The following is a 15270-nucleotide window of genomic DNA, read 5'->3' as shown; positions in this document are numbered from 1 at the left end:
TCAGAAGATTTAAGATTGTTTTTTATAAAAAAGTTTGATTAAAATTACACATGTTAACCTTTTTTCAAAACGGTTAAACTTTATTTCAAATCCACAACTTCTTTAATGTCAATTCTATGCATAGCGATATACCAATATTTGTTTCAATTCTTGTTTTCGTTCTATTGACCATACGATAGAAATTGAAAACTACTCTTTTCATCTAGAAAATCCTATATTTATTTTTCCCTATCCTTCACAATGTTTCTTTAAAAGAGAAACAAAAACTACCAAACAAAGTGGTATTTTTACATACAATAATACATTTTACAATAGGGATAGGAGTATCCCCCCAATACCACCAGTCACGACAATGGCCCAAGGTGGCATTTTCCAATACACTAACATACTAAATAATATAGCAGCAAAAGCGAAATCAACAGGTTTTAAGATAGCACTAGTCCAAATTGGGTGGTAGAATGCTGAAATTAAAACCCCTACTACCGCTGCATTTACTCCCATTAAGACGCCTTTCATTTTAGGGTTTCGTCTTAATTGTTCCCAAAAAGGTAATGTCCCTAATATAAGAAGGAATGCTGGTAAGAAAATAGCGATCGTTGCAATGAATCCACCTTGCCATCCACCGATAATAGCACCAATATATGCTGCAAATGTAAACAATGGTCCAGGTACAGCTTGAGTAGCACCGTAACCCACTAAAAACGAAGATTGATCCATCCATCCTGTAGGGACAAATTCACGCTCAAGTAAAGGTAAAACAACATGACCTCCACCGAACACTAAAGAACCTGAACGGTAGAAACTATCAAACATTGCAATCCAATTCAATGATGTAATTTCTCTTAGAATTGGCAGGAAAATAAGTAACCCAAAAAACAGTGCTAAACAAATGAATCCTACCTTTCGAGAGATTGGAAAGTTTCGTTTTGATTCATCATTGCCCGCTTGCTTTTTATAAATATAATAACCGATCAGACCGGATAAACAAATGACTGCTACTTGTGTAAAAACCGTTTGCCATAATAGTGTTCCGACTAAGGAAAATAACGCAATAGCTTTTCGCTGTGAATCCGGTGTTAACTTTTGAGCCATTCCTACAATCGCATGCGCTACTACTACGACGGCTACGATTTTCAAACCATGAATCCAACTCGCATCTCCCATATTGAAACCTTGTAGTATACATGCAAAAATGACTAATGCTACGACAGAAGGAAGAGTAAACCCAATAAAAGAAAGAATTCCTCCTAATACACCTGCACGCATAACACCGATTCCAATACCCACTTGACTACTCGCAGGTCCAGGTAGAAACTGACATAATGCAACTAAATCAGCATAACTTTTTTCATCCATCCATTTTCTTTTGCGGACATACTCTTCGTGAAAATAACCTAGATGTGCGATCGGTCCTCCGAAAGATGTAAGTCCGAGTCGAGTAGAAATAAGCAATATTTCTAATAAAGTTTTCAATTTATTTTGAGGCGTTACTTTCTTCATTCTACACGTCCTTTTTCAGTAGCTATATAATATTCCCTAATTTTCCAGATGTATTATACTCTTCTTCCTTCAAAAGTCCATCACATAAAGAATAGAGTATAACGTACCAGGGCTAAATGTCGAAATTCGTAATTAATGTAGCATTGATCTATCGTTTTTTCAATTTAGCATTAAAAACTTTTACATAAATTTTACAAAGTAATATATTCAACTCATTAGAATGTTTTTCAGGACATATCCCTCATCTACAGGCAGGAGCCTTACTGCCCTAAAATAGCGGGACAAAAACCCCCTGATTTCCTACTCACGTATGGGAATCAGGGGGGTTATTTTCATAAAATATATAGACGTATCATTTTTGTCATTTCATATTCGTAAAACACTTTTTTATTAGCTACAACTATTAATTCTCAAATACAAAGTTTATTTTATTATCTTTCCATTCTAACTTTGCATCAAACGTTTTATCATTTTTCTTAAATCCTTTAATTAAGTCAGTTTGTTCACCTTTCAATAGTTTTGTCATATTTTTTTGTGAGATTGTTTTGCCTAATATTTTTTTTGAAATTGTAAAATCACATTTTGTTGTATTATAGTTCGAACAACCGTAAAAAGTAGACTTATCGATCACATCGCCATCACATTTTTTACATTTCCCTACTTTTTTCCCCGTTGTAAATTTTGATCCTTTTCGTTCAATCGATTCTACATCTAAACCTGTGAAATCCCACTTCTCAGACATTTCAATTGCATCTTCAATAATTTTTGCAGATAGCTTCTTCGTTTGTTCCATGAAAGTCGCTGGTGATGCTTTTCCTTCTCCAATTTCTGCAAGACGTTGCTCCCACTTTGCTGTCATTTCTGGTGAAGCTAAAATTTTATCTCCGATTGCTGTAATGAGTACTTTCCCTTTATCCGTTGCATACACTTGGTTTTTCTTCACATCTATATATTTACGGTCTTTCAGCATTGTAATAATACCAGCCCGAGTCGCTTCCGTCCCTAACCCTTCTGTTTTCTTTAACACTTTTTCAAGCTCTTCATTATCTAAATATTTTCCTGCCGTTTTCATTAACGTAATCAATTGCCCTTCTGTATAACGCTTCGGCGGCTGCGTTTTTCCTTCTTTTACTTTCACTTTTACAACTTTTCCTTCTTCCCCTTCTGCAACAATTGGAAGGATCGTTTCATCGTCCTTATCATCTTGAAAGATGACTTTCCGCCATCCTTCTTGAATTTGTTGTTTCCCTTTTGAAATAAATTCAGCCCTTCCATCTACAAGGGTTGTTATTGTTGTATAGTCGAAAATAGCAACTTCATAATGAGCGGCAATCAGTCTTCTTACAATCATATCGTAAATTTTCTTTTCATCACCGGATAATCTGCTTGGGTTTGTAACTTGTTCTGTCGGTATGATTGCATAGTGATCTGTCACTTTCTTTTCATTCACATAACGCTTATTATTCATAATCGATTCAACTGGAGCTGGCAACAACTCTTTATATTCATCAAATTGACTTAACTTTTGCAAAATATCAGGAAACGTTGCTGCCTCACCTTGTGTTACATAGTTAGAGTCCGAACGAGGATAAGAAACAATCCCTTTTTGATACAACGCTTGTGTGATATCTAACGTTTTTTTCGGTGAAAATTTAAATACTTTATTCGCCGTTGCTTGTAGCGATGACAAATTAAATAAAAGCGGCGGCTGAAACTCCTTGCGCTCCGTTTTCACTTCTTTTACTTCAGCTGGTTTTCCTTGGCAAAAAGCTGCAATTTTATTTGCCATATCAGGGTCTTTCAAGCGAGATTCACTATCTTTTTCCCATTTCCCCTCATATTTCTTACCTTCAATATTAAAGGTTGCAAACACTTCCCAAAACGGTTCTGATTTAAAATTTTCTATTTCTTTTTCACGTTTCACAATTAACGCTAATGTTGGTGTTTGAACACGTCCAGCAGAAAAAACATCATTCATTCCTTTTTTCTTTAATAAAATGCTATAGACGCGCGATGCATTCATGCCAACGACCCAATCGGCGCAAGATCTTGTATATGCTTCGTAATACGTATTGATTGTATCTGATTCATCAAGTAAGTTTTTAAATCCTTGATAAATAGCCTGTTTTGTCAAAGATGAAATCCAAAGACGTTTCATCGGCTTTTGCACGTTACAAAGGTTAATAATATTTCGTACAATCAGTTCCCCTTCACGTCCTGCATCACCTGCATGAATGATTTCTGTCACTTGCGGATTATCTAGTAGCTGTTTCACCACATTAAATTGTTTATATTTCGACTTTGTTACTTCAAATTGAAAACGCTCTGGAATCATCGGTAACGTATTAAGCGACCATTTTTTCCACTCAGCGTGATAATGTTCTGGATTACATAACTGCGTTAAATGACCAATTGCCCATGTACAGTAAGCTCCATTTGGAAATAACTCATTTGCTTCTACTTCTAAATACCCATCTTTCCGACGATATTTAAATTGAGAAACAAGAGCTAAACCTTGATCTGGTTTCTCGGCAATAATTAATTTCATTTTATAACTCCCTATCTAAATTCCAGTGTTACTTTTCATTTTATCTGTTAAAAGCGATGATACATGAACCTTTCTTTTTATCATTCGCAATGTATTTATGTATGAGACCTATATATTATACGCTTATTCTTTCCGCCTTCACAATAGAAACTCATTATTTGATGTAGCGGTCATATTTTCAAGTTTAGAGAATACGTATAGAAAACAACGAAATCCAAAATAAACTTTCAGTTATTTTTTCTATCTTACAACTCTTTTCCTTTAATAAATGCAATTAAATATTCACGAATGCAACAATTCATGTTTTAATGTATATAATATAAAAATATTTCTGTTCATTGGGGTGGTTCTATGAAAGCAAATGTAGGAGATATGATACAATTTGAGCGTGGAAATGTTACAATTACAGGCTCAGTCGTTAAACTATACAGTGAATCTGTATTAGTTGAAATCACAAATGTAAGCGGTGGCACTTTTGAATTTGATAGAACAGTAGTCAATCACAAAAACTATAAAGTACTAAATGGAAATTTGTAATTTTGAAAATCTGATTCTGATAAACTCATAAAAATGAATCGTATTTATGTAAAATGGCTTGCGTATATGAAACTGCGCAGGCCATTTTACATTTTGACATACTCAGAAGCAAAACCTTCTCTTCATTTTATCGTTCCTTACACATGGAATATAAAAACAAATGCTTAAAACTCTTTCCTATTGACATAATAAATAATAAGAAGTAAAATAACTTTAAAATAGTAACTTACTATTTTAAAGTTATTAAGGGGTGTTGAACATGAAACAAATGTTATTTCGTATTAATGAGCTTGCAAAAAAAGAAAAAACTTCCACATTAACAGAAACAGAAAAACAAGAACAACAATCTTTAAGACAGCGTTATGTGCAGGAATTTCGCGGAAGTTTAAATTCTATTTTATTAAACACAACGATTGTAGACCCTAACGGAGACGATATTACTCCACTAGCTTTACAACGTGCACAAAATCATAAATGAATATCATTTAGTACGTAAAAAGAGCCGATATTTATATAAAAATTTCCGGCTCTTTTTTATCTTATCAAAACGAAATTAAACTAAATCGCCTTTTAAAAATGCTCCAGGTAATAGCTGCTCAACTGTTACTTCCTTTTCATCACCTTTTACATTTGTTAATAACACTGGCATTTCTGGATCACAAAATTCCGCAATCACTTGTCTACAAGCTCCGCATGGTGAAATAGGTCCATCTGTTTTACCTGTAATCACTAAATAGCTAAAATGACGTTCCCCTTCTGATACCGCTTTAAAGATTGCTGTTCTTTCAGCACAGTTACATAATCCATATGATGCATTTTCTATATTACAACCCGTATAGATTTTACCTTCTTTTGTAACGAGTGCCGCACCAACAGGAAATTTAGAATATGGAATATAAGCTTTTTCTAGCATCTTTGTTGCTGCTTCAATATATCTTTTTTTATCCATGTTATTTCCTCCCTAAACTCGATATATTCTAGAAATGATTCATCTGTAATAATTAGATGAAATTTCACTTTCCTTCTATACATTACTTGCTAATCAAGCGATACTTAGAACATATTTTATAACAAATCTCCCTCTCCTTCGTATCCGCTTACATTTTTTAAAAATGGGAAAGCAATAGATACTCTATATGTGTATCTATTGCTCCTTATCTATTGCTTACTTAATAATTGTCTGTAGCGCCTTTTTCGTCATTTAATACAATAGCAACACTTGCACTAGCTCCGATTCTTGAAGCACCAGCTTCAATCATTTTTTCTGCATCTTCACGTGTTCGAACGCCACCAGATGCTTTTACCCCAACATTTGGCCCTACTGTTTTACGCATTAATGCGATATCTTCAGCAGTCGCTCCACCAGTTGAGAAGCCTGTTGAAGTTTTTACAAAATCCGCACCAGCTTTCACAGATAATTCACAAGCACGCACTTTTTCTTCATCTGTTAATAGACATGTTTCGATAATAACTTTAACAAGCGCTTTTCCTTTTGCAGCTTGTACAACTTCACGGATGTCCTTTTCAACGAATTCATCATCACCATCTTTTAAAGCACCTACGTTGATTACCATATCCACTTCCGTTGCACCTTTAGCAATTACATCTTTTGTTTCAAATACTTTTGTTTCAGTCGTATTTGCACCTAATGGAAATCCAATAACAGTACAAACATCCACATCATGTCCTGCTAATTCTTCAGCAGCTAATTTTACCCATGTAGGATTAATACAAACTGAAGCAAAATTATATTTCTTCGCTTCTTCAATGACCTTCATTACATCTTCTTTTTTAGAATTCGGTTTCAAAACTGTATGATCAATTAACTTTGCAATATTCATCTCTTTCACTCCTTATATCTTTTAACAATTTCATTTTAACCTTCATTTGAACATATGTAAATATACTTTTGAAATTATGTTCACTTCTTTTTAAAAAGAAAATTTATCTTCAAAAAGGAATTTCGCACCCATTTGCTCTAGCAATTTCAAAAATCAAGAAATATCATGACAAACTCTCTAGTTTTTGAAAAGAACAATCCACCGAAGAGCATTCTTATCCATACTTCATGAAATATTATCCCCTTATTTTCTCATACTAAAATGAACTGTATCCGAAAAAGGCTCTCCCAAAATAATCGTTTTGAGAAAGCCTTTCTTTTAATCTTTTTGATAATGTAATAATTCTTTTGCTGTATGCTGATCTATAATTAGGATATTCGCGTATTTACCTCTTAATGCACCGTCGATTGCCTTTACTTTTCGCGAACCTCCTGCGACAAGAATCGAACGTTTCTTTAATTTTAATTCATCTAGCTCAATTCCAATTGTACGTCGATTAATGTCCTCACTACTAATATTCCCATCGCTATCAAAAAAGCGTGAACAAATGTCACCGACTGCTTGCTTTTTCAACAGATCCATTTCGTCCTTATCCAAATACCCTAACCGGAATAACAGCGCTTCATCACGCACAGTTCCGACAGTAAAAATAGCAATATTCGCTTGTTTTCCCATTTCAATAATATGGTGAATATGTCTATCTTGTTCTACTAGTTCCTTCGTTATCGCATTATCAAATATAACAGGAAGCGGTAAATTTCTTGGCGTTGTTTGAAAAGCATCTGCAAATAAAGCAATCGTCTCATTTGCATATGTATTTACACTCGAATGACTAATGCCCCCCTTTAATTGAATCACTTCTACCCCCTTTACAGGCTGCGGCGCCATTTTCCGAGCAATTTCATACATTGTCATTCCCCAGCTTACTCCAACGATATCCCCATTTTTTACCGTCTTCTCCATATATTCAGCAGCATATTTACTAATATAATCTGTAATTGTTGCATATTCTGGTACAGGAGAAAATACGACATGTGTTTCTAACAAATTATATTTTTCTTTCAGCAAATTTCCGACATTGTCTAAATTAGCAAATGGATCTGTTATTGTAATTTGAACAAAGCCTTTTTCCTTTGCATACTTTAACAACCTTGAAACAGTTGGCCTTGAAATATTCAGCTTATCGGCAATTTCTTGTTGACTATAATCAGATTGATAATATAATCTTGCAACTTCAACACTTAATTGTTGTTTTTCTTTATCCATAGTAACTCATTACATATCCTTTCCTGTATTTCCCTTTCGTTACAAGCATTATACAGGTTTATGCTCGAAATTTCGACTATCCAACCTTTCCTATTTTATCCTCTATCAAAACGAAAACAAAAAAAGCAGTAGATCATATCTACTACTTTTTTATGTCTTCGTGCAGTTTTTCTGTATATGTTTTTACATCTCTCCAGCTATCCTTCGCTACATTCAAATCTTCTTTAATAAAATGAAACTCTTCAGGGCTAATTCCTTTTACATTTTGCAATAAGTTATTATATTTTGCCCCCACTGTATACCATTGATTTGAAATATTTTGTAGTGCTGTAATTGCGGCATCAACTGTTTCTGTCATATTTGTTGTTTTATTTTTCACATCTGTTAAAATGGCAATCTCTGCTTGTACTCCAGAAATTTTTGTTTTTACATTCGCAATTTCTCGCTCAGCATTTGCAATATCTTTTTTAGCCACAGCGATCATCGGTCCACCTGCAAGACAGGTAAGTAAAGCTACACAAAGTACACCTCCAGCTATGACCATATCATTGCTCTTTTTTATAGAATCATTATACGTCTGAATTTGTTGCTCTAGCGCTGGAATCCCGGCATTTGTACTTGCTAAAATCGCAGTTAATTGATTTACATCATTTTTAAAGCGATTTGTATCTTTCACCATTCTCTCACGAAACGCTTTTAACTCCCGTAATAAAGCATCTACTTCTTTTTGATTATGTAAAATGTTCGTATACAATGTTTCTAAATTCGCTTTTAATGTGTCACGATCTTTCTGATCAACTGCCAATAGCATGCTGTTGTATTGTGCTTGAAAAATAGTATGAAAATCGATAATATTTTGATCCACTTTCATAATTTGTGGTTTCATTTGATTGATCCAATCTGTTGCATTCATTTTTGCATCTCTTTGATGCTGGATCATATCTCTTCTTACATCATCATGAATGGAGCTTATTTTATGTAAATCTGTTTCTTGTTGATTAAGAATTAATTTCGCATACGAATCCATTGCAAAAATGCTTGATGTTGTTTGCGCCATTACCTCTTGAAAGCCTGCTGGACCAAGAGAGTAATTTCCTGCACCTTTTTGTTCTTCAGCAACAGAATGCAGAGGAAATGCATTATTGATTGCGACTCCAACAATCATGAAAGATAACAGACATTTTTTATAGAAATGCTTATACATACTTTTCCCCTATTCTTTATTGCACACATTATAAATTCTTATATAAAACTATATAAATTAAAAGAATATTATACTTTTTCCGTATCTACTACTTGAATATCTTCAGCATAAATTTTCTCTGCATAATCTTTAATGTTTTTCCAGCTATCTTTCGCAATACTAAGATCTTCTTTAATAAATATAAGATCTTCAGGACTAATAGAATCTACATTTTGAAGTAATGAATTATATTTCGCTCCCATTGTATACCACTGATTTGAAATATTTTGCAACGCTGTAATTGCAGTATCAATTGTATTTGTTAAATATTCTGTTTGCATTTTAATATTTGTTAACCCTGCTACTTCTAATTGTGCGGTAGTAATTTTACCTGTTATTTTTTGAATTTCTGCCTGTGCATTGTCAAGTTCTTTTTTCGCTAAAACAATTCCCGTTGAACCTCCACCTACTGCTGCTGTACCACCTGCGATTAGTGCAACTCCTAACGGCGTTCCCGCTCCAGTAGCGATGACAACTGTACCACCTATAATCGCAATTGGGCCTAAAGCTGTTGCCACAGATGAACCAATAATAAGTGCATTATACTTACTCATCGCCTCACTGTATGTTGTAATTTGACTCTGCAACAGTGGAATTCCTGCGTCTTGACTAGCTAAAATAGATGTAATTTGATTTGCATCCGTTTTGAAGTTTTGTGTATCTGTTGTCATTTTATTCCGAAATCTTTTCAAATCTTCTACTAACTTATCAACTTGTTCTTTATTTTCTGTAATACTATTAGACAACCTTGTTAGTCCCTTTGTAAGAGTTACGTTATCTTTCATATCTACAGCTTTCACTAAAGTATCATAATAATTTTGGAATTTCGTATTATAATTAATGATATTTTGATTTGTAGAAATAAGCTGTGGTTTCAATGCATCTAACCACTGTTTTGCATTACCTCGCGCTGTATTTTGATGCTGAATCATTTTCGCTCTTAAAGGAGCATCAACCGTTGTTACATTTCCAAAACTAACATTTCCTTGTTTTATTATTGTTAAGGCATATAAATCCATTACTAAAGCATTCGAACCAGTGCGTTCCATTGCATCTTTTAATCCTTCTGGACCTAATGAATACTCTTCATATTCATTATATGCTTTCGCCACCGCATGAACTGGAACTGATTTCACATTTTCTGCTGCAAAAGTATGCGCCGGCATCATATTTCCTGCTGCAAACACTACCATAAATGCTGATAAAGCCATTACTTTAGAAGGTTTTTTATTCATTTTCTTTCTCTCCCTGCTCATTCAATATGTATGCTTTTTTATGAATGTACTTCGACGTTTGTAATGTAATCTTCAAATTGACTCGTTTGTTTTTTTATTTCATCGCTAGATTTCTTTAGTTGATTGAAATGCTTTTGAAGCAAACTACCGTTTGTATATGTTCCAGAGTCAATATTTGTTTTGATTTGGATCATATTTTGATTCAATACTTTCCAATCATTTAATACATATTCTAAAGTTGTAATTTGTCGATCAACAAGCTCTGTAAAGCTACTTACTTGATCTTCAACAAAAGTAATTTCTGTTACCTCTGCTTCCGTTTGTGCTAATTTTTGAATTAGTGGTAGTAACTCTTTTTGCTTTTGTTGAATCCGTAAGGCTACCTCTCTCGTGTGACTATCCGCAGCATTTACAATTTCATCGCTTAAAGAATCGATTGAAACAAAGTCTATCGTTTTTGTTTGCGCTGTTTGATTTGTTATTGTAAATACTTTTTTCCCTATATGAATAGACCCTTTGACGATTTCTTGAGGCCTATTTAAAATATCGCTAAGGTCTATTTGAATTTCTTCTTGCATTCTTTTTATATCTGCTCTTATCTTAACAATATCTCCATTTGACCCTTGCAACGATTGAATAGCCTCATCAACCTTTTGAGATAAACTTTGGCTATCTTTCGTTAACAGTGTTTTAAACCTGTTTAACTCAAACAATGTTTGTTCCATATTATCCTGAATCGTTTGTACCTGCCCTTGAAGTTTTCCATAGGCATTTGTAAAATCGACCGTTGCTTGTTCATCCTCATTTACTTTTTCCGCTAATCCATATAATTTGTTGTAATAACTATTAAATCTTATACTATATCTCATGATTTCCTGATTTAATTCAATTAACTTTGGATTGTATTCATCAATCCATTCTCGAACATTTGCCCTTGCAAACTTTTGATGATTCGTCAAACTACTCATAGCGCTCACCTTAATATCCGGTTGCTGCAAAATAATCAATCCATATGCTTGTATAAGCGGGGACTGAGATCCTAACATTCTAATTGAATTTGAAAATGTACTTGGAGTCATTACATTTTGTGCATACATTGGCTTTATTCCAGATTGCCCCTCTTCACAGTAAGCGTTTACATCAGTAAACCAACTTGTAGATGCTGCTGTAACCAATAACCCCGCAATTAAAGTCTTTTTCACTTTAATTCCTCCTAATATATAAGTTAACAATTTATTTTTTATACAGATTCAGTTGTTATCCTTCATAAATAAGTACGACTAACATTCATCCCTTATACTCTCTTCCTATTTACTAAATTGACAATACAACATAAGCTTGAATTTACTAAAAACCTTAGAAAAATGGGCCCATTCACACATTGCATATATTACATAAAAATATTATTCATTTTTAGTAAAATCATAGAAAACAATCTTTTGTTTTACATTCAAGTTCTGTACTGTAAAATCATTTAAACACAGCGATTTATTAACGTAAAGAACTATTTTATTCCCCTTTATTTCCAATGGTTTATGTCCTTATTTCAAAATAAAGTAATCAAGATTTTTTAATTTGAAATATCTATGCATAATAGTAAAAATTCTTGTTTCCCCACAAGAGATAGTGTTATATCAAAATAATTATTTTATAGATATGTAATTGTGCATAGTCTCTTCTGTTTTATAAAATTAAAAAGGAGTTGTCCCAAAAGCTCCTTTAAATGAACAAACCCCAGGGAGAAAATGCATTTTCTCTCTGGGGTTTGTTATTTTTTGCTTTTCTTCCTCAAACAAGCAGTTTTGTTTCGCCTGCTTAAGGAAATTGTGGGCTATGTAGTTTTGTTTTAATAAGAGTTGAACGAAAGCGATTAGTGGTTCGAAAATCCGGCATTTGTTGCCCAGATCACCACATCATTTTTGGGTGGCAGAACTACGCCTCCCCTTGATAACGAGAAAAGAATAGATCATCACTGACTTGTTCTATCATCTCGTGGATGACTCTTGCCACATGATTTTCGGGAACTAAATCGCCTCTACTTTCGTATTTTTGTTGGTTTGGTCGCTTACAATTATACAGGATGAGGTGATTTTTTGCGTGAAAAATAAAAGGGCTGCCTATAAGTCGGTTTCACCGACTTATAGGCAGCTACTAAAAAAAGATTATCCTAGTTTCACTTGATTTTCTGCTTCAATTTTTTCTAATGCAGCAACAACTTGTTCTTCTGTTAATTCATGTTCTTTTACATAGCGATTTCGTGGATGAACGCGGCATTCATGAGAACATGCACGTAAATATTTTGCTTCGTTTTCTTCTGAACATAAAATTTGCTTGTTACATTCTGGATTTGCACAATTTACATAACGCTCACATGGCTCGTTTGTAAAATGATCTCTTCCCACAATAACATGTTCTTTTTGGTTTACTGGAACAGCGATACGCTCATCAAATACGTAACATTGTCCGTCCCATAGTTCACCTTGAACCTCAGGATCTTTACCATATGTGACAATTCCACCATGAAGCTGACTTACATCTTCAAATCCTTCTCGTACTAACCAACCGGAAAATTTTTCGCAACGAATTCCGCCTGTACAATACGTTAAAATCTTTTTCCCCTCAAGTACTTCCTTATTTTCTTTAATCCAATTTGGTAATTCACGGAATGATTTAATCTCTGGTTTAATCGCACCTCTAAAATGCCCTAAATCATATTCATAATCATTTCGTGCATCAATTACAACTGTCTCTTCTTGTTGCATTGCTTCATAAAACTCTTTTGGTTCTAAATATTTTCCCGTCATCTCTTTTGGATTAATATCATCTTCTAAGCGAAGCGTAACAAGTTCTGAGCGAGGACGCACATGCATTTTCTTGAAAGCATGTTCATCTGCTTCATCTACTTTAAAAACGATTCCAGCAAAACGTGGATCGTTCTTCATTGCTTCCATATATTTTTTCGTTTGCTCAGTAGTACCTGAAGCCGTTCCATTAATCCCCTCTTTTGCGACAAGAATTCTTCCTTTTAATTCAAGTGAATTACAAAATTGTAAGTGCTCCGCTGCAAATTCTTCAGGATTTTCAATTGTTGTATACATGTAATACAGTAACACTCTATATGGTTTTGTCATTGTCAATGTATTTCTACCACCTATCTAAAATTTAAAATCACGTGTATAAGTTAACGATTATATCGAAACATATAATAATAAGAGAATGTATGCCAAGTTGTATATACATCATTTTCTTCTATTTATACTTTTCCATAAGTTAACAAAAAAACAAGATTACATACAAAACACTATGGTTATGTTGTAATCCTAATATATTATATAACATACAATTTAGTTTCCAGCAATTTATATGCTATAAGGCTTATTTTACAAAGAGAAAAGTCTTTTTTCCATTCCAAATTATAGGTTATTTCCTTTACTATCCAAAATATTTAGCGGTTCATTCTATATACATCGTCTTTCTTTATTTTTGTTACATAGTGATTTCTTTCTTCATGATTGCACACACTTTATTGTATATGGTCATATAGTTTGCATTAAGGAAACATTTATGTTCAAATAAAAATATTACCGAAAACATTTAAATGTATTGAAATCCTTAATAAGAATCCATACAATAGTTTCATTAAGTTAAGAAATAAAGGGGTAAACCACTATGAATAATAATATAACAAAAGAGAAAAACATCCCTTCGCAAAGTACAACTAGTCAATCTGCTCATCTTGCTTTAAGTGGTGAAACAAAAGGGCTAAAAAGACTGCTCCCTTTTCTTGGACCTGCCTTTATCGCTTCTGTTGCTTATATTGATCCTGGAAACTTTGCGACAAATATTGCAGCTGGGTCACAATATGGTTATTTATTACTTTGGGTCATTCTCGCTTCTAATTTAATGGCAGTTTTAATCCAGTCTCTCTCAGCAAAACTCGGAATTGCGACTGGTAAAAACCTTCCTGAGGTAGCACGCGAGCATTTTCCAAAACCAGTTTCAATCGGTTTATGGATACAAGGTGAGCTCGTTATTATGGCTACTGATTTAGCCGAGTTTATCGGGGCTGCTTTAGGTTTATATTTATTATTTGGCATTCCCATGCTACCAGCCGCGTTCATTACAGCAGCTGGATCGTTTATTATACTCGAATTTCAGCGCCGCGGCTTTAGACCATTAGAGGCTATCATTACAGGGATGGTCTTTATCGTTGTTGTTGCATTTGGTGTACAAGTATTCTATGCAAAACCAGAGCTAAGCCCTCTTCTGTCAGGACTATTTATCCCAAAATTCCAAGGTGTAGATAGTATTTTACTTGCAGCTGGTATTTTAGGGGCAACAGTAATGCCGCATGCCATCTACTTACATTCTGCTTTAACACAGCGCCGCGTTGTAGGAACAACAGATGAACAACGCAAACAAATTTTCCGCTTTGAGTTCATCGATATTATGATTGCTATGGTAATCGCTGGAGCAATTAATGCAAGTATGCTCATTGTAGCTGCGGCGCTTTTCTTTAAAAACGGATTGCACGTTGAAGATTTAGATGTCGCTTTTAGAGAATTTGGTAACTTAGCGGGACCGATATCCGCCAGTCTTTTTGGAGTTGGATTGTTAGCTGCAGGCTTATCTAGTTCTTCTGTCGGGACAATGTCTGGTGACATTATTATGCAAGGGTTTATCCGAATGCACATCCCTTTATATTTACGACGATTTATTACAATGGTTCCACCACTTGTTATTATCGCCTTAGGGGTAAACCCAACATACGCTCTCGTTATGAGTCAAGTTGTATTATCATTTGGAATTGCTTTTGCACTTGTCCCACTTATTATATTTACAAGCAGTAAAAAAATTATGGGAGCACTTTCCAACCATCCAATAACGACTGTAATGGCTTGGATTATTGCCGCTCTCGTTATCGCCTTAAATATTTTCTTACTGTATCAAACATTTACAGGTCAATAGAAAAAAGGTCTCATCAAATATTGAACTGTACCCTATAAAATGGACAGTTTAATAAAAAGACCTTTAAAAATCAAGCACTTAAAAGATGGTTCCGGTATTGTACCGGAGCCATTTTTTTGAGTGTCCATTGAT

Annotated in this window: 13 protein-coding genes; 4 read left to right on the top strand and 9 right to left on the bottom strand. The window is 34.1% G+C overall.

Translation table 11 applies throughout. From position 1 onward, the window contains the following. Positions 1 to 306 precede the first annotated feature (306 nt). A complete protein-coding gene (locus MR058_RS14315; RefSeq protein WP_242144629.1) occupies positions 307 to 1500 on the bottom strand; it encodes a chromate transporter in 1194 nt (397 codons plus the stop codon). Positions 1501 to 1903: 403 nt separating this feature from the next. Continuing rightward, on the bottom strand, positions 1904 to 4048 hold the full coding sequence (gene topB, locus MR058_RS14310; RefSeq protein WP_242144628.1) for a DNA topoisomerase III: 2145 nt from the start codon (positions 4046 to 4048) through the stop codon (positions 1904 to 1906). Between the two features lie 351 nt (positions 4049 to 4399). Between topB and MR058_RS14305 the strand changes: the two genes are divergently transcribed. The 3 genes from MR058_RS14305 to MR058_RS14300 all read left to right on the top strand — a co-directional run bounded on the left by MR058_RS14305 (position 4400) and on the right by MR058_RS14300 (position 5063). Continuing rightward, positions 4400 to 4585: a YkvS family protein gene (locus tag MR058_RS14305; protein ID WP_242144627.1), complete on the top strand. Its 186-nt coding sequence runs from the start codon at positions 4400 to 4402 to the stop codon at positions 4583 to 4585. 33 nt (positions 4586 to 4618) lie between these two features. Next, positions 4619 to 4753 (top strand): hypothetical protein, encoded by a 135-nt coding sequence (locus MR058_RS23315; RefSeq protein ID WP_277927196.1) that lies wholly within the window; start codon positions 4619 to 4621, stop codon positions 4751 to 4753. Between the two features lie 91 nt (positions 4754 to 4844). Next, positions 4845 to 5063, top strand: coding sequence for a DUF896 domain-containing protein (locus MR058_RS14300; protein ID WP_242144626.1), 219 nt, complete (start codon positions 4845 to 4847; stop codon positions 5061 to 5063). Between the two features lie 75 nt (positions 5064 to 5138). Here the strand turns inward: MR058_RS14300 and MR058_RS14295 are convergent, their stop codons facing one another. From MR058_RS14295 to trhO, 7 genes are all read right to left on the bottom strand, one after another. Beyond that, positions 5139 to 5534, bottom strand: coding sequence for a cytidine deaminase (locus MR058_RS14295; protein WP_242144625.1), 396 nt, complete (start codon positions 5532 to 5534; stop codon positions 5139 to 5141). A 220-nt stretch (positions 5535 to 5754) separates the two neighbouring features. Then, positions 5755 to 6426, bottom strand: a complete 672-nt coding sequence (gene deoC, locus MR058_RS14290; protein ID WP_012093960.1) for a deoxyribose-phosphate aldolase — start codon at positions 6424 to 6426, stop codon at positions 5755 to 5757. A 318-nt stretch (positions 6427 to 6744) separates the two neighbouring features. Then, the gene (locus MR058_RS14285) at positions 6745 to 7692 is read right to left on the bottom strand and encodes a sugar-binding transcriptional regulator (RefSeq protein ID WP_242144624.1); all 948 of its coding nucleotides are present in this window, start codon (positions 7690 to 7692) and stop codon (positions 6745 to 6747) included. Between the two features lie 142 nt (positions 7693 to 7834). Continuing rightward, positions 7835 to 8896 (bottom strand): non-hemolytic enterotoxin subunit C, encoded by a 1062-nt coding sequence (nheC, locus tag MR058_RS14280; RefSeq protein WP_242144623.1) that lies wholly within the window; start codon positions 8894 to 8896, stop codon positions 7835 to 7837. 68 nt (positions 8897 to 8964) lie between these two features. Continuing rightward, entirely contained in the window at positions 8965 to 10170 is a 1206-nt protein-coding gene (nheB, locus tag MR058_RS14275; RefSeq protein ID WP_242144622.1) for a non-hemolytic enterotoxin subunit B, read from the bottom strand. A gap of 38 nt (positions 10171 to 10208) precedes the next feature. Continuing rightward, a complete protein-coding gene (gene nheA, locus MR058_RS14270; RefSeq protein WP_242144621.1) occupies positions 10209 to 11372 on the bottom strand; it encodes a non-hemolytic enterotoxin subunit A in 1164 nt (387 codons plus the stop codon). Between the two features lie 960 nt (positions 11373 to 12332). Next, positions 12333 to 13307 (bottom strand): oxygen-dependent tRNA uridine(34) hydroxylase TrhO, encoded by a 975-nt coding sequence (gene trhO, locus MR058_RS14265; RefSeq protein ID WP_242144620.1) that lies wholly within the window; start codon positions 13305 to 13307, stop codon positions 12333 to 12335. A gap of 532 nt (positions 13308 to 13839) precedes the next feature. Here trhO and MR058_RS14260 point away from each other — a divergent pair. Next, complete coding sequence (locus MR058_RS14260; protein WP_242144619.1) at positions 13840 to 15138, top strand: Nramp family divalent metal transporter; 1299 nt, start codon at positions 13840 to 13842, stop codon at positions 15136 to 15138. Positions 15139 to 15270: the final 132 nt, after the last annotated feature.

This window comes from Bacillus cereus group sp. BfR-BA-01430 (genome assembly GCF_022663115.1).
Taxonomy (GTDB): Bacteria; Bacillota; Bacilli; order Bacillales; family Bacillaceae_G; genus Bacillus_A; species Bacillus_A cereus_BD.
The sequence above is the reverse complement of the archived record's forward strand: the minus strand, read 5'-3'. Positions and strand labels throughout refer to the sequence as shown.

What these genes read in the sequence shown, in the direction of transcription:
- MR058_RS14315 (WP_242144629.1), bottom strand. Translation starts at nt 1,500, where the DNA reads ATGAAGAAAGTAACGCCTCAAAATAAATTGAAAACTTTATTAGAAATA.
- topB (WP_242144628.1), bottom strand. Translation starts at nt 4,048, where the DNA reads ATGAAATTAATTATTGCCGAGAAACCAGATCAAGGTTTAGCTCTTGTT.
- MR058_RS14305 (WP_242144627.1), top strand. Translation starts at nt 4,400, where the DNA reads ATGAAAGCAAATGTAGGAGATATGATACAATTTGAGCGTGGAAATGTT.
- MR058_RS23315 (WP_277927196.1), top strand. Translation starts at nt 4,619, where the DNA reads ATGAATCGTATTTATGTAAAATGGCTTGCGTATATGAAACTGCGCAGG.
- MR058_RS14300 (WP_242144626.1), top strand. Translation starts at nt 4,845, where the DNA reads ATGAAACAAATGTTATTTCGTATTAATGAGCTTGCAAAAAAAGAAAAA.
- MR058_RS14295 (WP_242144625.1), bottom strand. Translation starts at nt 5,534, where the DNA reads ATGGATAAAAAAAGATATATTGAAGCAGCAACAAAGATGCTAGAAAAA.
- deoC (WP_012093960.1), bottom strand. Translation starts at nt 6,426, where the DNA reads ATGAATATTGCAAAGTTAATTGATCATACAGTTTTGAAACCGAATTCT.
- MR058_RS14285 (WP_242144624.1), bottom strand. Translation starts at nt 7,692, where the DNA reads ATGGATAAAGAAAAACAACAATTAAGTGTTGAAGTTGCAAGATTATAT.
- nheC (WP_242144623.1), bottom strand. Translation starts at nt 8,896, where the DNA reads ATGTATAAGCATTTCTATAAAAAATGTCTGTTATCTTTCATGATTGTT.
- nheB (WP_242144622.1), bottom strand. Translation starts at nt 10,170, where the DNA reads ATGAATAAAAAACCTTCTAAAGTAATGGCTTTATCAGCATTTATGGTA.
- MR058_RS14260 (WP_242144619.1), top strand. Translation starts at nt 13,840, where the DNA reads ATGAATAATAATATAACAAAAGAGAAAAACATCCCTTCGCAAAGTACA.